The organism is Kribbella sp. NPDC059898, assembly GCF_042730855.1.
Taxonomy (GTDB): domain Bacteria; phylum Actinomycetota; class Actinomycetes; order Propionibacteriales; family Kribbellaceae; genus Kribbella.
In genome coordinates, this window is record NZ_JBHWKR010000014.1 from 99,309 (window position 1) to 122,504 (window position 23,196).

At 67.8% G+C, this 23,196-nt stretch carries 24 protein-coding genes; 21 read left to right on the forward strand and 3 right to left on the reverse strand.

What is annotated here, in order from left to right:
* The first annotated feature begins 32 nt into the window (after window positions 1-32).
* Window positions 33-437: a DoxX family protein gene (locus ACFV9C_RS34520; protein WP_380200244.1), complete on the forward strand. Its 405-nt coding sequence runs from the start codon at window positions 33-35 to the stop codon at window positions 435-437.
* Complete coding sequence (locus ACFV9C_RS34525; protein WP_380200246.1) at window positions 434-1,735, forward strand: FAD-binding oxidoreductase; 1,302 nt, start codon at window positions 434-436, stop codon at window positions 1,733-1,735. Before ACFV9C_RS34520 ends, ACFV9C_RS34525 begins: the two co-directional genes overlap by 4 nt.
* Here the strand turns inward: ACFV9C_RS34525 and ACFV9C_RS34530 are convergent, their stop codons facing one another.
* The 3 genes from ACFV9C_RS34530 to ACFV9C_RS34540 form a co-directional block, all read right to left on the reverse strand.
* The gene (locus tag ACFV9C_RS34530) at window positions 1,736-3,679 is read right to left on the reverse strand and encodes a M13 family metallopeptidase (RefSeq protein WP_380200248.1); all 1,944 of its coding nucleotides are present in this window, start codon (window positions 3,677-3,679) and stop codon (window positions 1,736-1,738) included.
* Between the two features lie 93 nt (window positions 3,680-3,772).
* Complete coding sequence (locus ACFV9C_RS34535) at window positions 3,773-4,054, reverse strand: HU family DNA-binding protein (protein WP_380200250.1); 282 nt, start codon at window positions 4,052-4,054, stop codon at window positions 3,773-3,775.
* Window positions 4,055-4,129: 75 nt separating this feature from the next.
* On the reverse strand, window positions 4,130-4,957 hold the full coding sequence (locus ACFV9C_RS34540) for a phytanoyl-CoA dioxygenase family protein (protein ID WP_380200252.1): 828 nt from the start codon (window positions 4,955-4,957) through the stop codon (window positions 4,130-4,132).
* Between the two features lie 28 nt (window positions 4,958-4,985).
* Here ACFV9C_RS34540 and ACFV9C_RS34545 point away from each other — a divergent pair, with 28 nt between their 5' ends.
* From ACFV9C_RS34545 to ACFV9C_RS34635, 19 genes are all read left to right on the forward strand, one after another.
* A complete protein-coding gene (locus ACFV9C_RS34545; RefSeq protein WP_380200254.1) occupies window positions 4,986-5,786 on the forward strand; it encodes a helix-turn-helix domain-containing protein in 801 nt (266 codons plus the stop codon).
* A gap of 84 nt (window positions 5,787-5,870) precedes the next feature.
* The gene (locus ACFV9C_RS34550; protein WP_380200256.1) at window positions 5,871-6,890 is read left to right on the forward strand and encodes an LCP family protein; all 1,020 of its coding nucleotides are present in this window, start codon (window positions 5,871-5,873) and stop codon (window positions 6,888-6,890) included.
* 20 nt (window positions 6,891-6,910) lie between these two features.
* Window positions 6,911-7,675, forward strand: a complete 765-nt coding sequence (locus ACFV9C_RS34555; protein ID WP_380200457.1) for a YndJ family protein — start codon at window positions 6,911-6,913, stop codon at window positions 7,673-7,675.
* Window positions 7,662-8,207, forward strand: a complete 546-nt coding sequence (locus ACFV9C_RS34560) for a DUF1990 family protein (RefSeq protein WP_380200258.1) — start codon at window positions 7,662-7,664, stop codon at window positions 8,205-8,207. The genes ACFV9C_RS34555 and ACFV9C_RS34560 overlap by 14 nt, the downstream gene beginning before the upstream one ends.
* A gap of 140 nt (window positions 8,208-8,347) precedes the next feature.
* Window positions 8,348-9,025 (forward strand): uracil-DNA glycosylase, encoded by a 678-nt coding sequence (locus ACFV9C_RS34565; protein ID WP_380200260.1) that lies wholly within the window; start codon window positions 8,348-8,350, stop codon window positions 9,023-9,025.
* A gap of 15 nt (window positions 9,026-9,040) precedes the next feature.
* Entirely contained in the window at window positions 9,041-9,439 is a 399-nt protein-coding gene (locus ACFV9C_RS34570) for a hypothetical protein (RefSeq protein ID WP_380200262.1), read from the forward strand.
* Between the two features lie 67 nt (window positions 9,440-9,506).
* Complete coding sequence (locus ACFV9C_RS34575) at window positions 9,507-10,208, forward strand: DUF969 domain-containing protein (RefSeq protein ID WP_380200264.1); 702 nt, start codon at window positions 9,507-9,509, stop codon at window positions 10,206-10,208.
* Window positions 10,205-11,176 (forward strand): DUF979 domain-containing protein, encoded by a 972-nt coding sequence (locus ACFV9C_RS34580; protein WP_380200266.1) that lies wholly within the window; start codon window positions 10,205-10,207, stop codon window positions 11,174-11,176. The genes ACFV9C_RS34575 and ACFV9C_RS34580 overlap by 4 nt, the downstream gene beginning before the upstream one ends.
* 7 nt (window positions 11,177-11,183) lie before the next feature.
* The gene (locus ACFV9C_RS34585; RefSeq protein ID WP_380200268.1) at window positions 11,184-12,158 is read left to right on the forward strand and encodes a DUF2891 family protein; all 975 of its coding nucleotides are present in this window, start codon (window positions 11,184-11,186) and stop codon (window positions 12,156-12,158) included.
* A gap of 145 nt (window positions 12,159-12,303) precedes the next feature.
* Complete coding sequence (locus tag ACFV9C_RS34590) at window positions 12,304-13,491, forward strand: ROK family protein (RefSeq protein WP_380200270.1); 1,188 nt, start codon at window positions 12,304-12,306, stop codon at window positions 13,489-13,491.
* Window positions 13,492-13,503: 12 nt separating this feature from the next.
* A complete protein-coding gene (locus tag ACFV9C_RS34595) occupies window positions 13,504-14,826 on the forward strand; it encodes an ABC transporter substrate-binding protein (RefSeq protein ID WP_380200272.1) in 1,323 nt (440 codons plus the stop codon).
* Window positions 14,823-15,749: a carbohydrate ABC transporter permease gene (locus ACFV9C_RS34600; RefSeq protein WP_380200274.1), complete on the forward strand. Its 927-nt coding sequence runs from the start codon at window positions 14,823-14,825 to the stop codon at window positions 15,747-15,749. Before ACFV9C_RS34595 ends, ACFV9C_RS34600 begins: the two co-directional genes overlap by 4 nt.
* Window positions 15,746-16,570, forward strand: a complete 825-nt coding sequence (locus ACFV9C_RS34605; protein WP_380200276.1) for a carbohydrate ABC transporter permease — start codon at window positions 15,746-15,748, stop codon at window positions 16,568-16,570. Before ACFV9C_RS34600 ends, ACFV9C_RS34605 begins: the two co-directional genes overlap by 4 nt.
* Window positions 16,567-17,823, forward strand: a complete 1,257-nt coding sequence (locus ACFV9C_RS34610; RefSeq protein ID WP_380200278.1) for a 6-phospho-beta-glucosidase — start codon at window positions 16,567-16,569, stop codon at window positions 17,821-17,823. Before ACFV9C_RS34605 ends, ACFV9C_RS34610 begins: the two co-directional genes overlap by 4 nt.
* Window positions 17,811-18,815, forward strand: coding sequence for an N-acetylglucosamine kinase (locus ACFV9C_RS34615; protein ID WP_380200280.1), 1,005 nt, complete (start codon window positions 17,811-17,813; stop codon window positions 18,813-18,815). The genes ACFV9C_RS34610 and ACFV9C_RS34615 overlap by 13 nt, the downstream gene beginning before the upstream one ends.
* Before the next feature lie 84 nt (window positions 18,816-18,899).
* Window positions 18,900-19,595, forward strand: coding sequence for a hypothetical protein (locus tag ACFV9C_RS34620; protein WP_380200282.1), 696 nt, complete (start codon window positions 18,900-18,902; stop codon window positions 19,593-19,595).
* Between the two features lie 40 nt (window positions 19,596-19,635).
* A complete protein-coding gene (locus tag ACFV9C_RS34625) occupies window positions 19,636-20,160 on the forward strand; it encodes a hypothetical protein (RefSeq protein WP_380200284.1) in 525 nt (174 codons plus the stop codon).
* A 954-nt stretch (window positions 20,161-21,114) separates the two neighbouring features.
* Window positions 21,115-21,864 carry a DUF6879 family protein gene (locus tag ACFV9C_RS34630; RefSeq protein ID WP_380200286.1) on the forward strand — a complete coding sequence of 250 codons (750 nt, stop codon included), beginning with the start codon at window positions 21,115-21,117 and terminating at the stop codon, window positions 21,862-21,864.
* A 12-nt stretch (window positions 21,865-21,876) separates the two neighbouring features.
* Entirely contained in the window at window positions 21,877-22,740 is an 864-nt protein-coding gene (locus ACFV9C_RS34635; protein ID WP_380200288.1) for a helix-turn-helix domain-containing protein, read from the forward strand.
* The last annotated feature ends 456 nt before the right edge of the window (window positions 22,741-23,196 follow it).

The window sequence follows — 23,196 nt, forward strand, 5'->3', positions numbered from 1 at the left end:
CGTCGTACCGGAACAGCCCCTTGGAGGTAGTGATGAGTTCGACGATGACGACGGCGCGCAAGGCCCGGACGGGAAGCGTGGCGCTGTGGGTGGTGCAGGTGGTGCTGGCGGCGATGATCGCGATGGCGGCGCTGCCGAAGCTGTCGGGTGACCAGGTGATGGTGGACATCTTCGACGCGGTGGGCGTCGGTCAGTGGTTGCGGTACGTGGTCGGCGTCCTGGAGTTGGCCGGCACGATCGGCCTGCTCGTACCGCGGCTGTGCGGTCTCGCCGCGCTCGGCCTGTCGCTGCTGCTGGTCGGAGCGACGCTGACGAACATCCTCGTGCTGGGCGCGTCCCCCGCGATCCCGCTCGGGTATCTGCTGGTCGCGGCCGGGATCGCCTGGTTCCGGCGTACGTCGGTCCTGGCCTTGGTACGCGCGGCGGTCCGGCGATGACGATCGCGGCGTTCGAAGGTCGCCTGACCCGGCCGGGGGACGCGGGCTACGACTCCGGCCGGGCGGTGTGGAACGCGATGGTGGACCGCCACCCGGCGCTGATCGCGCGCTGTGCGAGTACGGCGGACGTGGTGGCGGCGCTCCGCTACGGGCAGGACGCCGGGCTGGAGCTCGGCGTCCGCGGCGGCGGGCACAGCTTCCTCGGGCTCCCCGTGGTGGAGGGCGGTCTGTTGCTGGATCTGTCCGCCATGAACACGGTCCAGGTCGACCCGGTCAGCCGTCGAGCACGGGTCGGCGGTGGGGCGTTGCTGGGTGCCCTCGACGTGGCCGCCCAGCGGTACGGCCTGGCGACGACGGCCGGCAATGTCTCGCACACCGGCGTCGGCGGGCTCACCTTGGGCGGCGGCGTCGGGTGGCTGGCCCGTGCGTACGGGTTGACCTGCGACAACGTCGCGTCGTACCAGCTGGTCACCGCGGACGGCGCCGTACTGCGGGTCAGCGAGACGTCGTACCCGGACCTGTTCTGGGGACTGCGCGGTGGCGGCGGGAGCTTCGGGGTGGTGACCGAGTTCGAGTTCCGCCTGCATCCGGTGGGCACGCAGGCGTTGACCGTGGACCTGTACTACGACCTGGCCGACGGCGGTACGGCGCTATACGGCTGGCGGGACCTCCTCGCGGAAGCCCCGCGCGCGGCCACACCCGTAGCTCGGGTAGGACGCCGCGCTGGCCGGCCGATCGCGAGCATCGGGTACGTGTGGGTGGGCGACGCCGAGGAAGGGCGCCGACTGCTGCCGTCGTACCAGGCGATCGGCCGGCCGATCGCCCAACGGGTCCGCGAGGTCAGCTACCTCGACCTGCAGACCCAGTCCGACGACGTCGAACGGCACGCGCTGCGCAGGTACTGCAAGGGCCACTACCTGCGCTCCTTGCCGGACGCCGCCATCGACGCGTTCCTGTCCCGGGACCTGCCCGGAGCACGGCTGACGCTGAACGGCGGCGCGATCACCGACGTACCGGACGACGCAACGGCGTACAGCCACCGCGACGCCCTGCTGGAGTTCACCACCGGCGACGACTGGACCGACCCCACCGAGGACACGGACCGCATCACCGCGGCCCGCACCTACGCCGCCGCCCTGGAGCCCTACACCAGCGGCAGCTACGTCAACACCATCGCCGACAACTGCCCAACCGCCATCCACCGCGCCTACAGCCCCGAAAAGCTCTCCCGGCTACGCGACCTCAAGTCCACCTACGACCGGGCCAATACCTTCAGCCGCACAGCGCTGACGTGCTGATCACCAGATGCGGACGCGGTCGTCCGGTGCCAGCCACATGGCGTCGGTTTCGGTGGTTTTGTAGGTGGTGTGGAAGACGTCGATGTTCTTGACCACCGCGTTGCAGCGGAACTCCGGCGGGGAGTGTGGGTCGATGGTCAGGCGGCGGGCGGCTTCCTCGGGGCGGGTCTTGGTGGCCCAGGCGTGGGCCCAGGCGGCGAAGAAGCGTTCGGCGCCGGCCTGGATCTCCTCGTCCGGCTCGGTGCCGTCGAGGGACAGCTGGTAGGCGACGTACGCGATCGACAGGCCGCCCAGGTCGCCGATGTTCTCGCCGAGGGTGAGTTTGCCGTTGACCTTCTGGCCGGGGGTCTCGGCCGGCTCGAGGGCGTCGTACTGCGCGACGAGCTTGTCGGTGCGCTGTTCGAAGGCGGCGCGGTCCTCGTCGGTCCACCAGTCGTTCAGGTTGCCGTCGGCGTCGTAGCGCGAGCCCTGGTCGTCGAAGCCGTGGCCGATCTCGTGGCCGATCACCGCGCCGATCGCGCCGTAGTTCGTGGCGTCGTCGGCGTCCAGCCCGAAGAACGGCGGCTGCAGGATGCCGGCCGGGAAGACGATCTCGTTCATCCGCGGGTTGTAGTACGCGTTCACGGTCTGCGGCGTCATCCGCCACTCGTTCCGGTCGACCGGCTTGCCGAGCTTGTCCAGGTCGCGCTGGGTCTCCACCGCGACCGAGCGGCGGACGTTGCCGAACAGGTCGGCCGGGTCGACCGCGAGCGCCGAGTAGTCCTTCCACTCGTCCGGGTACCCGATCTTCGGCACGAAGGTGCCGAGCTTCTCCAGCGCCCGCTGCCGGGTGTCCGGGCCCATCCAGTCCAGCGCCTCGATCCGCTGCCGGTAGGCGGCGACCAGGTTCTGCACGAGCTCGACCATCCGGGCCTTCGCGTCCGGCGGGAAGTGCTCCGCGACGTACAGCTTGCCGAGCGCCTCGCCCATCGCCTGCTCGACCGCGCCGACGCCGCGCTTCCAGCGCTCCCGCAGCTCCGGCGCACCGGTCAGCGTCTTGCCGTAGAAGGCGAAGTTCTCGTCGACGAACGCCTGGCTCAGCAGCGGCGCCGCGGTGTGCACGACCCGCCAGCTCAGCCACTCCTTCCACCGGTCGACGTCGACCTCCCGCAGCGCACCGGCCGCGGCGGTCAGGAAGTCCGGCTCGCGCACCACGACCTCGGCGAACGCACCCTCCGGTACGCCGGCACCGGTCAGCCAGGTCGCCCAGTCGAAGCCCGGCGTGAGCGCGTCCAGCCCGGCCCGGTCGAGCTTGTTGTAGGTGAGCTGGACGTCCCGCTCCTTCACCCGGTCCCAGTGCGCGCCGGCGATCCGGGTCTCGAGCTCGAGGATCCGCTCCGCCGCGCCGCTCGGGTCCGGCAGCCCGGCCAGCTCGAGCAGCTTCGCCACGTGCGCGACGTACGCCGTGCGGATCTCGGCGAAGGCGTCCTCGCGGTAGTACGACTCGTCGGGCAGGCTGAGGCCGCCCTGGGTCAGGTGCACGATGTTCCGGTCGGACTGCTTCGCGTCGGCGTCCACCCAGTAGTGGAAGACCCCCGGCACGCCCTCCAGCTCGAGCTGCCCGAGCACCGAGACCAGCCCGGCGACGTCGGTGACGCCCTGCACCAGCGCGAGCTGGCCGGCGATCGGGCCGGCGCCCAGCCGCTCGATCGTCTCGGTGTCCATGAAGCTGCTGTAGAGGTCGGCGATCTTGCGCGGCTCGCTGCCCTCCGGGTGCCCGGCCGCGACGGTCTTCTCGACGATCGCGCGGACGTCCTGCTCGGCGGTGTCCCAGAGCGCGTGGAACGCGCCGTGGATCGCCTTGTCCGCCGGGATCTCGTGCTCCGCCAGCCACGCCCCGTTGACGAACCGGTACAGATCGTCCTGCGGTCGCGCCGCGGCCGACCCGTCGATTCCTGCTGTCATCCCTGGCCCCTTGTCACGAGTGGAGTTGCTGCCAGCGAACATACCTGTTTCGCCGCGGGCCAGGGACCGGGTATTGCCACGCTGTGGAAAAGCTCAGCGCCCGGCGCGCGCCGCCGCCTTCAGCCGGCTCCCGCAGGACAGTCGCACCGAGTACCCGGCCGGGATGTCCAGCGGCTCGCCGGTCTGCGGGTTCCGGCCGGTGCGCGGCGCGCGCAGGACCCGCTCGATGCTCAGCAGGCCGGTCAGCGACACCTTCTCACCGCGCTGCACAGCCTCGGTGACCACGTCGCCCAGCGCGTCGAGGACCTTCTCGGCCTGGTTCCGCGGGATGCCCGCCTTCACCGCCACGCCGCTGATCAGTTCGTTCCGGTTCACGACTCTCCTCAGATTCGGTTCGCACGTCCGCGCCCACCTTAACTGAAATGATTGTCGTTAGCGAGAAGGGCTCCGTCAGAGGCCGTCGCGGTCGTGCCAGTGCTGCTGCCAGCGGGCGTCGACGGCGTCGTCGGCACGCTGGTACCGGATGTCGGTGGACAGCCGCATGCCGTCGGACACATTGTCGAGCGCCGCATGGATCGTGTGTGCGGTGTGTACGACGACATCCCCGGCCCGATAGTTCGCGACCAGCCAGTCCGCGTCGTACTCCGTTGCCAAAGCGGGCAGGTCCGCCGTCATCGACGCGGCCGGGCGTTTGAGCCGGCCGGCCGCCTCGTCGGCGAGTACGCGGTGGTGGCTGCCCGCCAGGTACGTCAGGCCGCCGCGGCTGACCGGGCAGTCGCCCAGCGGGATCCACGCCGACAGCACCTGGTCACTCCCCTCCCGCAGGTAGACGAGGTCGTAGTGCGCCTGGGTCGCCGTACCGATGCCGTTCTCACCTGGCGCCGTCTGCCGGATGATCTTTCGCCGGTGCAGGAACGGATCCCCGTCGAGGAACCACGCGAACCAGTCCTTCAACGCCGGCTGCGTACAGAACGCCGCGTACTCCGGACCCGGCACGATCTCCTCGAACAGCACCTTCCGGTACGCCGCCCTGTCCGCGGCAGCACCCGTCAGCCCGAAGTAGTACTCGCGGAACGCCCACACCACGGCGGGATCCAACAGCCCGGTCAGGTACAGGTACCCGTCCCGCCGCAGCCGCGCCTGCAGCACCTCCCGATCGTCACGCTCTTCCTCCGGCACCGCGACCAGGTCACCCAGCCGCCGCTCATCCAGCACATACCCGTTAGACGTCAGCACACCTCCATTCCAGCCGCCCGCGACACCGAACGGAATGGACACCCGGCCCAGCCTCTTGGACTCTTGTGACGTGCACGATTGGTCGATCTACCTGACCCCAGGCGCCGCCGAACGCCAGCTTGGACTCTTCTGCCTAGGTGCTGGCGAGCAGACGAACGCGTCCCGGGCCGCACCGGAGCGCGCACTCGGCTGCCACGCGCTCGTGTGGCTCAAGGAAGGACACGGCCATCTGCTCCACGGCCCAGACCGCCAACTACTCGAAGTACGCGCGCCTGCCCTGCTGACACTGTTTCCAGGCGTCCTGCACGGCTACCGCCCCGCAACCCGCTGGCGCCAGGCCTGGGCACTCTTCAGCGGCCCAGCCACCGAAGCACTCACCGCACTGGGCCATCTCGACCTCAACCGACCAGTACGCCGGTACACCGACCCGCAAGCCGTCGACCGCGCATTCACCCGACTGCTGCGCGTGAGCAAGCAGCACAACGCAGTACAGCTCACAGGCGCCCTGTACGACGTACTGAGCCAGCAGGCACCACCACAGGACGACGTCGCCGCACGGCTTGCTGAGCTCGCGTGTACACCGATGAGCATCCAGGGATACGCCAGTGCGTTGGGAATCACAGTGAAGGAGCTACGCAATGCGGTGCGGCGTACGACTGGCTCAACGCCGCATGAACTCGTCCTGGCCACAAGACTCAGCTATGCAAAGGTTCTGCTGGCAGAGGAGGACCTGGCGGTGAGCTTGGTCGCACGGCGGGTCGGGTACGACGACCCGGCGTACTTCAGCCGGTTGTTCAGTGCCAGAGTGGGCATGTCGCCGGTCAGCTTCCGGCGCTCCGGTTCGCTCGCGGGCCGGATTTCCTCCCTTTGAAGGAGGTGCCATCGACTTTCCGACGTGTAAAACCATTCACTGGGGTGACGTGTTTGAGGGCCGGGCACCGATACGGTCATGGCTATGAGTGAAACGCAGCGCCTCGACCCGCGAACCGCGAACCCGCCGCCGCGCCGCCCCAAGAAGCGGCGCAACTGGTTCCTCCGGACCGTCGGACTGATCGTCCTGCTGTTCGTCCTCATGCTGATCGCGGTCCCGCTCTACGCCTGGAGCCGGATCGACAAGATCGACGCGATGCCGACCGGCGACCGGCCGGCCGCGACCCCGGGGACGACGTACCTGATGGTCGGGTCGGACGCCCGGGAGAACCTCACCCGCGCCGAGCGCGCGAAGCTGCACACCGGCGGCAACGCCGGCCCGGCGCGGACCGACTCGATCATGCTGATGCACGTCCCGAAGTCGGGCCCGACCGTGCTGATCAGCATCCCGCGGGACAGCGCGGTGAACATTCCGGGCGTGTCCGGCAAGCAGAAGATCAACGCCGCGTTCAACAAGGGTCCGGCGCTGCTGATCCAGACTATCGAGAACGTCACCGGCCTGCACATCGACCACTACGTCGAGGTCGGCTTCGGCGGCTTCGCCTCGGTCATCGACAGCATCGGCGGCGTCCAAATGTGCTTGCCGAAGGCAATGGACGACAAGCTCGCCCACATCAACCTGCCGGCCGGCTGCCAGCAGCTGGACGGCGTGACCGCGCTCGGCTACGTCCGTTCCCGGCACGCGGACGGGCAGAACGACTTCGGCCGCGTCCAGCGGCAGCGGCAGATGGTCGGCGCGGTCGCGAAGAAGGCCAGCTCGCCGTCGACGTTCCTGAACCCGATCCGCTACTACAACGTGGCGACCAAGGGCGTGGACGCGCTGACCGTGGACAAGGGCATGAGCCTGCTCGACTTCGTCCGGTTCGCGAACGGAATGCGGGCGATCTCCGGCAGTGGTGGCGTGACACTGACGGTGCCGGTGAGCACCGACAACTACCAGCTCGGCCACGGCCGCGGTGTCGCGGTCAAGTGGGACACCGCGAAGGCAAAGGCACTGTTCGACGCGATCAAGCAGGACAAGACCAGCGGCCTGAAGAGCAGTTGATCCTCCTAGTCCACGCGGTGGTGAGCCTGGGCATGCTCATCGTCGTTCCCCTAGGCCTCACGCTGCTCCCGACGCGAACCACCAGCACCCGCTGGTGGTTCGCGTTCGCCGTTCCGGGCGCGGTGTCGCTGTGGCTGCCGCGTGGTGCAGTGTCGATCGCGTTGGCGTCGATCTACTGCGTTGGCACGCTGGTACTGATCGCATTGGCCGCAAGGCACTTCTTGCAGCACAAGAAGCTCGGTGCACGTCAGGTCGCGCTCTACACCGCTCTGGCCACACCGTCGATCGCTGCGCTCGCACTGGTCGCCGAGAGGTCGTCGTACGAACTCTTCGGCTTCAACCTGACGGTCTTGTCGCTCACAGTCGCTCACTTCCACTTCGCCGGCTTCACAGCAGCCTTGATGGCGTACCTCTCTGCGGACGGCTTGGCCGCCGTGAGCGTCCCACTCGGCACGGTGATCGTTCTGCTCGGCTTCTTCCTCGGCGACGCGGTCGAGCTCGCAGGAGCCGTTGTACTGACCACAGGCATGTGGCTGGTCGGCTGGGAGCTCTGGAAGCGGTCGCGCCGGGTAGAACGCAGTACGGCGGTCCTCCTGGTCGTCTCGGGGTCCGTGCTGGTCGTCACGATGGTGCTGGCGGTCACCTGGGCGCTGGGGCATGTGGTGGACACGCCGTACCTGCCACTCGGCTGGATGGTTGCCACGCATGGGGTGGCGAATGCGGTGGGGTTTGGGTTGTGTGGGGTGCTGGCGATGCGACGGGAGGGGTTCGATGAAGCTGGATGACCTGGCGGGGTTGCGGTTCACGTACGACGAGGTGGGGTGCACGCAGTACGACGAGACGCCCGAGGGGTACCACCGGCTCGAGTACCGCGGACGGCTCGGCGACGGGGACGAGGTGTTCCAGCGTGCCGCGGACGCGTTGCTGGCGTGGCGGATGCAGCGGGCGGCCGGACTGCCGATGACCGCGACCGACGCACCACCCCGCGTCGGGACCAACTCATTGGGGCTACTAGGCCCGGGGCTCATCAGCAAACGGCTCCGGGGCCGGCTGGGCCTGCCTGTCCCCTGCCGCGTTGTCTGGACCGTCGACGAACCGGACCGCATCGGCTTCGCCTACGGCACGCTGGAAGGCCACCCGGAGTCCGGAGAAGAGTCCTTCCTCGTCACCCGCGACCCTGACGGCGTGTACGTCGCCATCCGCGCTTACAGCCGCCCCGCGACCTGGTACACGCGTCTGGCAGGCCCCGTCACACGCACAGCCCAGCGCTACGCAGCCACCCGCTACGCCGCGGCACTGCGCCGGCTGTCGACATAGCAAGGGCCCCGCAAGCTCATACCTTTGCGGGGCCGCGACCTTTGTACCCTCCGTAGTGACACCAGCGTTTGAGCGACACGCGAACAGCAGGCGACAACCCGGGGTGCACTACGGACCGCAGTACTGCGAGACTGTGGCGGGTGAGTCCTAAGACGTTGGCGGATCTGGTGGCGCCGGACTGGGCCGAGGCACTGGCTCCGGTTGAAGGCACTGTGGCGCAGATGGGCGAGTTCCTGCGCGCGGAGATCACTGCGGGCCGCGCGTACCTACCGGCCGGCGAGAACGTACTGCGGGCCTTCCACCGTCCACTGGCCGAGGTCAAGGTGCTCGTGGTCGGCCAGGACCCGTACCCTACGCCGGGCCACCCGGTAGGGCTGAGCTTCTCGGTCGCTCCCGACGTACGGCCGATCCCGCGCAGCCTGCAGAACATCTACCGTGAGCTGATGGCGGACGTGGGCGTGGCTGCCCCGTCGAACGGTGACCTGACGCCGTGGGCCGACCAGGGCGTGCTGATGCTCAACAGAGTGCTCACTGTGCAGCCCGGGAAGTCCGGTGCGCATCGCGGCAAGGGCTGGGAGTCTGTCACCGAGCAGGCGATCCACGCGTTGGTGAACCGCGGCGGCCCGCTGGTCGCGATCCTCTGGGGCCGTGACGCGCAGACCCTCAAGCCGATGCTGGGCAGTACGCCGTACGTCGAGAGCGCGCACCCGAGCCCGATGTCCGCGGACCGCGGGTTCTTCGGCTCCCGTCCGTTCAGCCGTGTCAACGCACTCCTGGCCGAGCAGGGCGCCGCTCCGGTGGACTGGCGCCTTCCCTAGGGCAGTCTGAGGTGCATGACGCGCTACGTGATCGATGCACCCACCCTGTTGCACCTCGTCGACGGTGAGTTGTCCGTCGCAGCACACCATCAGCTGGTCGCGCCGGCGGCCATCCGCTCGGAAGCGCTCGAGCAGCTGCTCCGCGACGTACGCCTCGGTACCCGGACCGAGAAGGACGCGCGGCAGCTGCACACCCGGATGACCGAGGTGAAGATCCGCGCGCTCGGTGACCGGGTGTCCCGCTGGACGGCGTGGAAGATCGCCCGCGACCAAGACTGGGACACGCTCCGGGACGCGGAGTACCTCGCGGTCACGCGGCTGCAGGCGGACGCGCTGATCACGGTCGATCCGGACCTCGCGGCCAAGGCCGAGGGCGTCGTCCCGGTGGAGCCGGTGGAGAATTTGTTCGAATGATCCATTGCAGGATCGTTCAACAATCTCCTATGGTGAGCGGAATCGCCCTGTCCCCCCGGGAGGAACCATGTGGGTTCTGCTCGCCATCGCGGTGGTGGTCGTCGGGTTCGCGCTCCGGATCAACTCGATGCTGGTCGTCACCGCGGCCGGGATCGTGGCCGGCCTGATCGGCGGCCTGTCTCCGGTCAAGATCCTGGACGCGTTCGGCAACGGCTTCGCCGGTAGCCGGTCCGTCACCGTCTTCATCGTCACGCTGCCCGTCATCGGGCTGATCGAGCGCTACGGCCTGCAGCATCAGGCCCGCAAGCTGATCAGCAAACTCAAGGTCCTGACCACGGGCCGGCTGCTCGCGCTGTACATGGTGATCCGGCAGGGCACCGCCGCGGTCGGCCTGACCAGCATCGGCGGGTACGCGCAGGCCGTGCGGCCGCTGATCCATCCGATGGCCGCCGGCGCCGCCGAGCGCAAGTACGGCAAACTGCCGGAGAAGATGCAGGAGAAGATCAAGGGCTTCGCGGCCAGTTCCGACACGGTCGGGGTCTTCTTCGGTGAGGACATCTTCGTCGCGGTCGGCTCGATCCTGCTGATCACCGGCTTCGTCGACACGACGTACGGCCTGAAACTCGAGGCGATCGACATCGCGGTCTGGGCGATCCCGACCGCGATCTGCGCGCTGCTCATCCACGGCACCCGGTTGTGGCTGTTCGACCGGCAACTCGACAAGCTCGCCGCCGAGGCCGAGGCGGACGCCCAGGAGGCCGCACGATGATCAAGGTCGAGTGGTTCTACTGGCTGTGCGGGATCCTGTTCGTGCTGATCGCGCTGCAGGTCGGCAACGACCGCGGCAACCCGAAACGGCTCGGCAGCGCGGCGTTCTGGGGTCTCCTCGGCGTCTCGTTCGGCTACGGCACGTTCGTCGTCCACAAGCAGGCTCCGGCCTGGGTGCTCGGCCTCGCGGTGATCGCGATCGCGGCGCTGGCCGGCCTCGGCTTCCCGGCGCGGGGTCAGGAACGGACGACGACACCGGCCGAGCGGGAGCACTTCGCGAACAAGTTCGGCAACAAGCTCTTCCTGCCCGCGCTGGTGATCCCGGTCGTCGCGGCGATCTTCGGCGCCTGGCTGGCCAAGGTGAAACTAGGCAACGGCAAGCTGCTGCTGGAGACCGGTTCGGCGACGATCATCGGGCTCGGGGTCGCATCGATCCTCGCGCTGATCGTCGGCATGGTGCTGTTCCGGCCGAAGTCTCCTGCTGTCCCGCTGCACGAGGGCCGGCGGTTGCTCGAGCACATCGGCTGGGCCGCGATCCTGCCGCAGATGCTGGCCACGCTCGGGCTGCTGTTCACCGCGTCCGGCGTCGGCAAGGCGGTCGGGAACGTCACCAACCACCTGATCCCCAAGGGCTCGCTGATCGCCGCGGTCGCGCTGTACTGCATCGGCATGGCGCTCTTCACGATCATCATGGGCAACGCGTTCGCGGCGTTCCCGGTGATGACGGCCGCGGTCGGCTGGCCGCTGCTGGTGCAGCAGTTCCACGGCACTCCGGCAGTCGTGTTCGCGATCGGGATGCTGGCCGGCTTCTGCGGCACACTGTGCACGCCGATGGCCGCCAACTTCAACCTGGTCCCGGCGGCGCTGCTGGAGATGAAGGACCAGTACGGCCCGATCAAGGCGCAGATCCCGACCGCGATCCCCTTGCTGGCCTGCAACATCGTCCTGATGTACGTCTTCGCCTTCTAGGAGTCCGATGAAGTACGCCGCTGCCTGGGCCAACATCGCCTGCGAGGTACTCGACACCACCTACCCGTACGCCACACAGCACGCGTCCGCCGGTCCCGACGACGTGGACGTGACGCCGGACCGGCTGCACCCGGCGTTCCACGGGTCGTACGACTGGCACTCCAGCGCGCACATGCAGTGGTCCCTGGTCCGGCTGCTGACGCTCGCACCGGACGAGGTCGGCCAACGCCCGGCAGAGCTGCTGGACACGCGGCTGACGCCGGAGGCCATTGCAGTCGAAGCTGCGTACTTACGGGAGCGTCCGTCGTACGAGCGTCCGTACGGCTGGGCGTGGGCAGCCATGCTGGTTGCTGCGGCGCGTGACACCCGCTGGGGCGACGCCCTTGCTCCGTTGGGTGAGGTGATCGCGGACCTAGTACTCGCGTGGCTGCCGAAACAGGCGTACCCGGTGCGCCACGGCGTACATCTCAACTCAACCTTTGCGCTTGCGCTGCTTCATGAGGCGTACGGCGAGCTGGGCCGGGCGGATGTGGTGGAGGCCGTGCGGGCGCGGGCGTTGGAGTGGTACGGCGAGGACACGGCGTACGACACGCGCTTTGAGCCGTCAGGGACCGACTTCTTGTCGCCTGCGCTGTCAGAGGCCGAGCTGATGCGGCGGGTGCTGCCGGATGCGGAGTTCCGGAGCTGGTTGTCGGCGTTCCTGCCAGGACTTGGAGCCGACGCGCACCAGCACCTGCTGGAGGTGCCGGTGACGGACAACACCGGGGACGGGCAGTTGGCGCATCTGGGCGGACTGGCGTTGTCCCGGGCCTGGCAGTTGCGGACGATCGCTGCTGCCGTGCCGGAGGTAGCCGACGTACTACGGGCCGGAGCTGATCATCAGGTGGACGCAGTGCTGCCGACTGTGACGGACGGGGACTTCATGTCGACGCACTGGCTGGTGTCGTTCGCCCTCCTCGCCGAACAGGCACAGCCGAGGTAACCGCCACACCCTGACTTTCCAGCGCCGCGATTGACAGCGGCGCCGCTCCGCCGTACGGTCTCGCGTTAATAGGAAACTTTCCTAACAGTTGGGAAGTTCAGCGCGGCGAGTACCCGCGGGCGGCGAAGGGAGGCAGGGTTGGCTCATGGCAACGACACCCGGAACGCCGCGCCTGCTGCGCGCGATGAACGACCGCGCCGCCCTGGACCTGTTGCTCAGCCAGGGCCCGCTCTCCCGCACCACGCTGGGCAACCTGACCGGGCTGTCCAAACCGACCGCGTCGCAGCTGCTCGCCCGCCTGGAGGCGGCCGGGCTGGTGCGCCCGAGCGGGACCACCGCCGGGCGCCCGGGACCGAACGCGCAGCTGTACGAGATCAACGGCGAGATCGCGTACGTCGCGGGGCTGGACGTCACGCCAACGCGGATCCGGGCCGCGGTCGCCGACCTGACCGGCAACGTGGTGGGCAGCTACGAGCTGGGCACCCCGGGCCGCAGCGCCAAGGGCACGGTCGACCGGGTGCTCAAGGCGATCGACGGTGCGGCCGGCGAGGCCGGGCTGAGCCGGGAACGGCTGCACCGGGTCTCGATCGGTACGCCGGGTGGCTTCGACCCGACGACCGGCCGGCTGCGGTACGCGACCCATCTGCCGGGCTGGCACGCGCCGCACCTGCTGGAGGAGCTGGCCGCGGCGATCGCCGTACCGCTGGAGGTCGAGAACGACGTCAACCTGGCCGCCGTCGCCGAGCAGCGCGTCGGCCATGCCCAGGAGCACGAGAACTTCGTGCTGCTCTGGGGCGAGGAGGGCATCGGCGCCGCGATCGTCATCAACGGCCGGCTGCACCGCGGTGCCACCGGCGGCGCCGGCGAGGTCGCGTTCCTGCCGCTTCCGGGTACGCCGCTGATCCGCAACGTCGGCCGCAACAACGCCGGCGGCTTCCAGGAGCTGGCCGGTGGCGAACCGGTCCTCGAACTCGCCCGTGAACACGGTCTGAAGGCCCGTACGCCGGAGGGCGCGATCGCGGCCGCGCTGCAGACCGAGGGCGCCGGCGACGCCGTGCTGAAGGAGTTCGCGCACCGGCTCGCGGTCGGCCTCGCGGCGATCGTCGCGGTCGTCGACCCGGAGCTGATCGTGCTGGCCGGCGGTGTGATCACCGCCGGCGGGGAACGCCTGCGCGGGCTGGTCCAGGACGAGCTCGCCGACCTCGCCGTACCGCGGCCGCAGCTGTTGATGACCGCGATCAGCACCGACCCCGTGCTCTCCGGAGCACTGCAGTCCGCACTGAGCACGACCCGCGACGAGGTCTTCGACACCGCGGGACCACCGATCACGTAACCAGGAGAATGGATGCGAAGCTTCACCCGTGCCGCCCTCGGCACCGCCGCAGTCGCCCTCGCAGCGACGGCCTGCACCGGAACTTCGAACGCGCCGCAGGCGAACGACGATGCCACCAAGGACGTGACGATCACGTTCTGGCACGGATGGAGCGCACCTTCCGAGGTCGCCGCGATCTCCTCGAACGTGAAGGCCTTCGAAGCCGAGCATCCGAACATCCATGTCAAGGTCGTCGGCAACATCAACGACGACAAGATCAAGCAGGCGCTCCGGGCCGGCGGTTCCAACGCGCCGGACGTGGTGTCGTCGTTCACCACCGACAACGTCGGCACGTTCTGCGCGTCGAACGTGTTCAGCGACCTCACGCCGTTCCTCGGAAAGTCCGGGATCGACCTGGACGCGACGTTTCCGAAACCGTTGCAGGACTACACGCAGTTCCAGGGCAAGCGGTGCACGCTCCCGCTGCTGAACGACGCGTACGGCCTGTACTACAACAAGGACGCCTTCAAGGCGGCCGGGATTTCCGGGCCGCCGAAAACGTTGTCCGAGTTCGACGCCGACGCGAAGAAGCTGACCAAGACCAAGGGCGACAGCTACACGCAGCTCGGCTTCATGCCGAACTTCCACGGGTACGAGTCGACCACGTCGCACTTCGCCGCGCTCTGGAACCCGACATACTTCACCCCCGACGGCAAGTCGAACCTGGCCAAGGACCCGGCGTTCGCGAGCATGCTGAAGTGGCAGCACGGCCTCGTCGCGCAGCTCGGTGGGTTCGCGAAGCTGGAGAAGTACCGCGCGACGTTCGGTGACGAGTTCGGGGCGAAGAACCCGTTCCACACCGGGCAGGTCGCGATGACGATGGACGGCGAATGGCGGCTCGGGATGGCCCGCGACGCCGGGGTGAAGTTCGACATCGGCGTGGCGCCGTTCCCGGTGCCCGACGACCAGGCCGACAGCTACGGCAAGGGCTACCTGTCCGGGACCGTGATCGGGATCGCGAGCACCAGCCAGAAGCAGAACGCGGCTTGGGAGCTGGTCAAGTTCATGACCACCGACACCGACGCCGTGGTGAGCTTCGCGAACGCGATCCACAACGTGCCATCGACGCTGGACGCGCTCAAGTCGCCCAAGCTCAACGCCGACCTCAAGCCGTTCCTCGGCATCGCCCAGCACCCCAAGAGCAGCACCACGCCGGCCAGCCCGAACGGCGGCGCGTACCAGCTGACGCTGCAGGACTTCGGCTACGCCTACGAGTCCGGCAAGGTCCCTGACCTGGCGGCCGGTCTGGCGAAGACGGACGAGCAGATCGACAAAGACCTGGCCCAGGCGAAATGACCCTCCGGCAAAAGCGTCGCAGGGAGTCCCTGCGCAACCTCGCCTTCCTGTCGCCCTGGCTGATCGGCGTCAGCCTCTTCTTCCTGTACCCGCTGGTCTCGACCGTCTACTTCAGCTTCATGAAGTACGACGGGTTCACCCCGCCGACCTGGACCGGCCTGAAGAACTGGCAGTACGTCTTCACCGACTACCCGTTCTTCTGGCCCGCCCTGCGCAACACCCTGTGGCTGGTAGTCGTCATGGTGACGCTACGGGTCCTTTTCGGCCTCGGCATCGGCCTGCTGATCACCAAGGTGAAGACAGGCGCCGGCTTCTTCCGTACGGCGTTCTACCTGCCGTACCTGGCCCCGCCGGTCGCCGCCACGATGGCATTCGCGTTCCTGCTCAACCCGGGCACCGGCCCGGTGAACAACATCCTCGGTAGCCTCGGGTTGCCGCAGCCCGGCTGGTTCAACGACCCTTCCTGGTCGAAGCCGGCGCTGACACTGCTCGCGCTGTGGGGCATCGGCGACTTGATGGTGATCTTTATGGCGTCGCTGCTCGACGTACCACAAGAGCAGTACGAGGCGGCGTCGCTGGACGGGGCCGGCGCGTGGCAGCGATTCCGGTTCGTGACGCTGCCGAACATCTCGCCGATCGTGCTGTTCGCGGTCGTCACCGGGGTCATCCAGACTATGCAGTACTACACGCAGCCCTTGGTCGCCGGGAAGGTCGCGAGCGGGGTGATCGGCGGCTCGGGGCAGCAGTTCGAGCCCGGGTACCCGGAGAAGTCCACGCTGACGCTGCCACAGCTCGTGTACCACCTGGGCTTCCAGCGCTTCGACACCGGCGGCGCTTCGGTGATCGCGCTGGTGCTGTTCGTGCTGGCAATGGTGTTCACCGGGTTCCTGATGCGTTCCATGAGCGAGAGGAGTGCGGCATGACGCGCTTCTTTCACTGGCTCGGCGTACATGCGCTCGCCATCGCGGCCGCACTGTTCTTCGTGCTGCCGCTTGTGTTCATCTTCCTCACGGCGCTCATGAGCGACCAGCAGGCGCTCACGCGCAACCTATGGCCCGACAGTTGGCACTGGGAGAACCTACGGACGGTCTGGGAGACGCCCGGGTTCCTGACGTGGTGGAAGAACACCCTCATGTACGCCGTTCTCGGTACGGCGCTCACGTTGCTGTCGAGCATTCCGGTCGCGTACGCCCTCGCCCGGTTCAAGTTCCGCGGCAGGAACGCCGTACTGATGCTGGTGATTGCCACGATGATGCTGCCGCCGCAGGTGGTGATCGTGCCGATGTACCTGTTCTGGGCGAAGCAGTTGCACCTGTCCGGGACGTTGTGGCCGCTGATCATCCCGATGGCGTTCACCGACGCGTTCTCGGTCTTCCTGCTCCGGCAGTTCCTGCTCACGATTCCCAAGGACTACGTGGACGCCGCCAAGGTCGACGGCTGCGGGGAGTTCAGGGCGCTCGTACGGATCGTGCTGCCGATGGCCAGGCCGGCCATCGCTGCTGTAGCGCTGTTCCAGTTCTTCTACTGCTGGAACGACTACTTCGGCCCACAGATCTACGCCAGCGAGAACCCGGCCGCCTGGACGCTCAGCTACGGCCTGGAGTCCTTCAAGGGCGCCCACCACACCAACTGGAACCTCACGATGGCAGCAACGCTGCTGGTGATGGCCCCGGTGATCATCTTGTTCTTCTTCGCGCAAAAAGCCTTCATCGAAGGCGTCACACTGACAGGGGTCAAGGGATGAAGCTGACAGTTGTTGGTGGCGGGTCCACCTACACGCCTGAGTTGGTCGACGGGTTCGCCAGGCTGCGCGACTCGCTGCCGGTGTCGGAGCTGGTGCTCGTAGACCCTGTAGCAGACCGGCTGGAGCTGGTCGGCGGCCTGGCTCGACGTATCTTCGCCAAACAGGGCCATGCGGGTCGGGTGATCACCACGTCCGACCTGGACGCGGGGATCGACGGCGCTGACGCAGTACTGCTGCAGCTGCGCGTCGGCGGGCAGGCTGCGCGCAACGAGGACGAGACGTGGCCGTTGGAGTGCGGCTGCGTCGGCCAGGAGACCACGGGCGCGGGCGGGCTCGCCAAGGCGCTACGGACCGTTCCTGTCGTGCTGGACATTGCAGAGCGGGTACGGCGTACCAACCCGAACGCGTGGATCATCGACTTCACCAACCCGGTCGGGATCGTGACACGGGCGCTGTTGTCGCACGGGCACAAGGCCGTGGGGCTGTGCAACGTGGCGATCGGGTTCCAGCGCCGGTTCGCCGCGCTCTTGGGCGTCACGCCCGAGGAGGTGTCGCTGGACCACGTCGGGCTGAACCATCTGACCTGGGAGCGCGCCGTACGCGTCAACGGCGAGGACGTGCTGCCTCAGCTGCTCGAGAAGCACCTGACTGATATCTCGGACGACCTACACCTCCCGGCGGACGTCGTACAGCAGCTAGGCGTCGTTCCGTCGTACTACCTGCGCTACTACTACCAGCACGACGCGGTAGTACAGGAGCTGCTTCACAAGCCCTCACGTGCAGCCGAGGTCGCTGCGCTCGAGAAGGAGCTACTGGACATGTACGCCGACCCGAAGCTCGACGAGAAGCCCGCATTGCTCGAGAAGCGCGGCGGAGCCTACTACTCGGAGGCGGCCGTGGCGCTAGCGTCTTCGCTCTTGAACGACACCGGCGACGTACAGGTCGTCAACACGCTCAACAACGGCACGTTCCCGTTCCTCGCTGACAACGCCGTGATCGAGGTACCGGCCACGGTGAACGCACAGGGCGCTCAGCCGTTGACGGTGTCCCCGTTGGAGCCCCTGTACGCCGGACTCGTCGCACACGTGACGGCGTACGAAGACCTGGCGCTGCAAGCCGCAGTACATGGTGGGGCCGAACGCGTGTTCCAGGCGTTGTTGGCGCATCCACTCGTCGGGCAGATCTCGATCGCGCAGGAACTCACGGACAAGCTGCTGGCGCACAACAAGGCGTACCTGCCGTGGGCGCGCTAGTCCCGGGCGGCGTACTCGCCTTCGACGCCGGTAACAGCAAGACCGACGTCGCACTTGTCGCCGCTGACGGCACAGTGCTCGGTACGGCGCGTGGGGGCGGGTTCGAGCCGCAGAATGTCGGTCCTGATGCCGCGGTGGATGGGCTGGAGCCGCTTGTACGCGCTGCGGCCGCGGCGGCCGGGCTGCGCGTTGGCGACGTACCGCTGGTGCAGCAGGTGTCAGCGTGCCTGGCCAACGCCGACCTGCCTATTGAGGTCGAGCAGCTGACCACGGTCTTCCAAGAGCGCGGCTGGGCGCAGTCCGTGTACGTCACCAACGACACGTTCGCGCTCTTGCGTTCTGGAGTGGACGAGCCGCGCGGTGTGGCCGTGGTGTGCGGTGCGGGCATCAACTGCTCGGGGATGCTGCCTGACGGACGTACGGCGCGGTTTCCGGCGTTGGGGAAGGTGACCGGCGACTGGGGCGGTGGCGCCCAGCTCGCCGAGGAGGCGTTCTGGTCGGCGTCGCGGGCCGAGGACGGGCGCGGCCCGGCGACCGCGTTGGTGACCGCGCTGCCCGTGCACTACGGCAAGACCTCCTTGAACGCGGTGATCGAGGCCTTCCACTTCGGCGAGCTGCCGTCGCACCGGCAACTCGAGGCGGCGCCGGTGCTGTTCCAGGTCGCGGCGGCCGGCGATACCGTTGCCCTGGGCATCGTTCAGCAGCAGGCCGAGGAGATCGTCGCGATGGCGTTCAGCGCGTTGCGGCGGCTCGACCTGCTCGCCGAACCGGTCACCGTCGTACTCGGCGGCGGCGTCCTCACCGCCCGGCATCCCGTGCTGCTCGACCGGGTCACCCGGCTGCTCGCCGACGTCGCCCCGAAGGCGCTGCCGCGAGTGGTCGACGTACCGCCGGTGGTCGGGGCGGCGCTGCTCGGGCTCGACCACACCGCGGCCGGAGCGGCGGCGCAGGAGCGGTTACGCGCGGCGTTCGCGCCGCCACCCGCCGCTTGATATTGCAAGCGTGTTGCAGCGCAAACTCCCGGGTCGGATGTGGCGTCCCATCCAGTAGGACCACATCCACTCGGGAGGTCGATGATGATTCGAAGGATCATGGGTCTTGGCGCCACGACGGCTCTTGCGGTGACCGCACCGCTCGTGCTCACCGGCGCGACACCCGCCAATGCCGCCACCTGTGCGGGTTCGGTGGCGGGGGTTTCCGCGACGACGTACGCCGACCGGCTCGTCCGCGCGTGGGGCAGCGGCAACACCGCGGCAGCCAACTGCTACGCCTCTGCGACCACCTCACGAACGCTCTTCGGGCAGGCGACGCCGGGCGGGATCCACTGGCGGCGTACCGGCGTCGAGGGCGCGGCCGGGACGATCTATGTGACGTACCACGACGACGCGCGCGGCGGGAACCTCACGGTCGGCGTACAGAACGTCGGGCTGCGCGGTGCCGGCGGCTGGCACGCGGCGTACACGGCCAGGTTCAGCAACGAGCCGAAGGCGTGGAACGCGGTGCAGTGGTCGGACAACCTCGTCCGGGCCTGGGGTCGCGGCGACGCGAAGTGGACGGCGTACTACGCGACGCCGGCCGCCGTTCGCCAACTGCACGGGGTGGCCGCCGTGGGCGGTTCGCACTGGACGCAGATCGGCTCGGAGGGCGCGGCCGGTACGACGTACGTGACCTACCGGAACGACGTCACCCGGCACACGCTGGTGATCGGGGTGTCGAACGTCGGCCTGTCGCAGGGCGACGCGCACGCGGCGTACACGGTGCGGTACCACTGACCGCTTGAGCGGGGCTTGTGAAGGGTGTAATCATGATTACATGAGTACGCAGACCGAGCAGGAGAAGGTGCGGGGCTGGCTGACCGGGCGGTTGCCGGGCGACTGGTTCGACGGTGAGACCGAACTGTCGATCGACCGGGACGAGATCCTGATCGTCGGCCGGATCCCCGCACCCGAGCAGAACCAGGACGTGAGCGCCGCCGAACGCTCCGCCGCCGAGGACGGCCGGATCAAGCAGTTCCGCGAGGACACCCGCGAACGCCGGATCGAGATCGCCCGCGAGCTCGAGCACGCCGCCCGCCGCAAGGTCGCCTGGGGCGTCCGCTGCGGCGACACCAAGACCGTCTTCACGTCGCTGTCCGCCCCCGTGATGACCCGCCTCCGCCAGCCCGAACGCCAGGTCCTCGACACCCTCGTCGACGCCGGCGTGGCCCGCTCCCGCAGCGACGCCCTCGGCTGGTGCGTCAAACTCGTCGCCCAGCACAGCGAAACCTGGCTCGCCGACCTCCGCGACGCCATGACCAAGGTAGAAGAAGTCCGCAAGGCCGGCCCGGACAACACCTAACAGACCCGACGACCTCCGGGGGGGATCGCGTGAGATCCCCCCACCGTCGACACGCCCACACGCCCCGAGCCCACCCACCCCCTATGCCCCGCACCAAAGGCGCACACGTCCAACCTGCGCCCGCACAACGCGCCTACCCGCCCCACGCATCGGGCAGAGCACCCGAGATCCCCCAACGTCGACACGCCCACCTGCCCCGAGCCCGCCGACCGTCCACGCACTGCAGCAGAAGGCGGAGGTCAAGATGCGCTTCCGCTCCAGGCACATGCTCGTTGACAACTGCGATACGTTGGCCCGCCCCTCCGCCGCGCCGACCGGGTAGCGCGGCGGGGTAGCTATCAACGAGCTCAGCATCAGCGAAGGCCGGCACTCGACGCCAGCGCAGACGGACGGGTTGGAGAGCAGGGCACGCGCGGGCGCAGGGACCAGCACGCATGCCCCGCCGATTGTGGGGGCTACTCGTCGTCCAGCCACTCCGCGTTGCTGCTGTCCCGGTGATAGCCGTTGTGATACCTGAGAACGCAGGCCTCGCCGGTCACAGGATTCCGACCGTCACACGGCTCGGCGTCAGACGGCCGGAGGACCGGCCAGCCTCGCTCGTTCAGAACGACCCCGCGAGACTCCCTGGCCGTGCTCGACAACTCCGACCTGTTACTCATCCCTCGACCTTCCAAACTACCAATCCACTGCGCGGTGGCACCGCACACCCAGTCGGCTCGGTCGCGCTCGTAGTCGCAACCTCACGGCCGACACACTGCCGCGACCTCGCCACCCGGATCGAGCACATTGCCAAAAGGTGCCCCCACTTGCCGACATGCATAATTCCGCCCGAGCACAGACGCCGCCCCTCCAACTGCAGAGGGGGCAACTTGTGGCAACCGGCTTGACCCGCGGCTGCCGCAGCGAGGAAGGTCAGATGCGGCAACTTCTGGCAACTCTCACGGAGGCACCTGCATGACTCTCGACTTCGTCGGCACAGATCCCAACTCGCCTGAGTCCAAGTGTCCCGCAGTTTTCGTCGACCCCGAGACCGGGGACTTCTACCAGCAAGGCAAGATCGTCACGGATCCGAAGATCCTTGCGGAAATCGCCAAACACTCACCATTGGGTGCGGACGAGGCGGTTGTGCGGCAGCCCGCGCGCATGGCCGGCATACTGGCCGAGGCTGCCGCTGGGACCTACGAGGCAGGACGCTTGGGCCACGGCGAGGTTGATCTCCTCGACCTGCTTCGCGGCGCGCGGCGGTCCGCGCTCCACCTGGAGATGCGGGAGACGTACGACCCCAACCACCCGGCGTTCAAAGAATTCGTCGCCGGTGGCTCAGGCGCATACGAGATGTCGTCGTGGAAGAAGCTCGTGTCAGATTCTGTGGCACGTGGTGTCCAGTTCCGTCGAGCGCGGATCGTGTCCGAGCCTGTGACGGAATACATCCGCTGGGAGCACATGCTCACCGCACAGAACGTCGAGGCGGGTGAAGATGTGCGGTGGCTACCGAGGCGTCAGACGTTCGACTTGATGCTGCCCGGTGCCGATCTCTGGATCATCGATGGCCGACTTGTCGCATTCAACTTCTGCGCCGGTGACGGTACAGATACCGGCGAGGAAGAATTCACCAGTGATCCGGACCTCGTTGCACGGTGTATCGCCACCTTCGAGCAGGTCTGGGAACGCGCGATTCCGCACGTCGACTATATTCTGAGGTAGAGCGCCGCGTCGATGCCGTCGTCAAGTTCCTCGAGCGCGCAGGCTGCACGTCAAGCCATCGCCGACCAGCTCCGCGAGATTCGCGAGCGTGCCGGGCTGACCGGACGCACGATGGCTGCGTCCGCCGGCTGGCCACCGCAGAAGATCTCACGTATCGAGCACGGAGCCCGCTCGATTTCCGCAGCAGATCTGATCATCTGGTGCCAGCTGTGTGCGGTGCCCACCCAGCGCGTTGAGGAGCTCATGGCACAGCGGTCAGCAGCCGCCGGCATGTGGACAACGATGCAGCGGTTGCACCGGGCAGGCCTGAAGCAGGCACAGGAATCCGTTCGGGAGATGTATCGCACAGTCCGGCACTACCGCTGCTACCAGTCGGCGGTGGTGCCAGGGCTGCTCCAGACCGCCGACTACACCCGAGCGGGTCTCGAATCCGTGCGAGACCTGCTCGGCATCACGGTCGACGACGTCCGGGAGGCTGTCGCAGAGCGCATGGACCGGCAAAGAATCCTGCGAAAGCCCGGGAAACGATTCGTCTTCGTGGTCGAGGAGCCCGTCCTTCACCACCGAGTCTGCGGCCGCGATACGCATCTTGAGCAACTCGCCCACCTGGCCACGGCCATGCGACTGCCGTCGGTCTCCGTCAACATCATTCCACTGGAGGCCGAACGCCGACTCCGCTGGCCCTGCGAAGGATTCGTCATATCGGAAGGAGCGAACGAGGCGAAGGTGACTGTTGAAGCAGTGTCAGGGTATCTGCAAATCACCAATCCGTCAGAGATCGCTTTGTATCGCAGGGAGTTCGACGAACTCCTCGGTCAAGCAGTCACCGGCGATCCCGCACGGCGGATCATCGAGATGGTCGCAGATCGTCTTTGACGAGATTCCGGGATCGGCTGACCTGACGGCTATCAGCCGATTGCCATGCTGGTGCCCGCGCACCCATCGAAAGAACGAAACTGAGATCAGAATCAGATGTCCCAGATCGCCAGGTACTGGCTTCGCGACAGCGGAGGTCCGTACGCGACCTTTCTGGCCGTTGTGGATACGTACTATCACCCGGAAGTTCGCAACGAGAACTTCGACGCTCTCGTGCACCGGGGCCCGACGAGTGGGACGACGACGGCGAGTCTCTGGCCTGGCTGTGGCATGAGGTCTATCCGAGCGAGCCGGTACCGGGCGCATCTCCCACACCGTGACATGCGACGGGCGGCAACCCCGGTTGGGTTGCCGCCCGGCGGGAGGAACAGTTACAGGCCCAGTTGCCAGTTTGCGTTTTTGGGGGTGGCGTTGGACCAGGTGCCTGTGCTGTGGGCGGGTGGGTGGAGCTCGGGC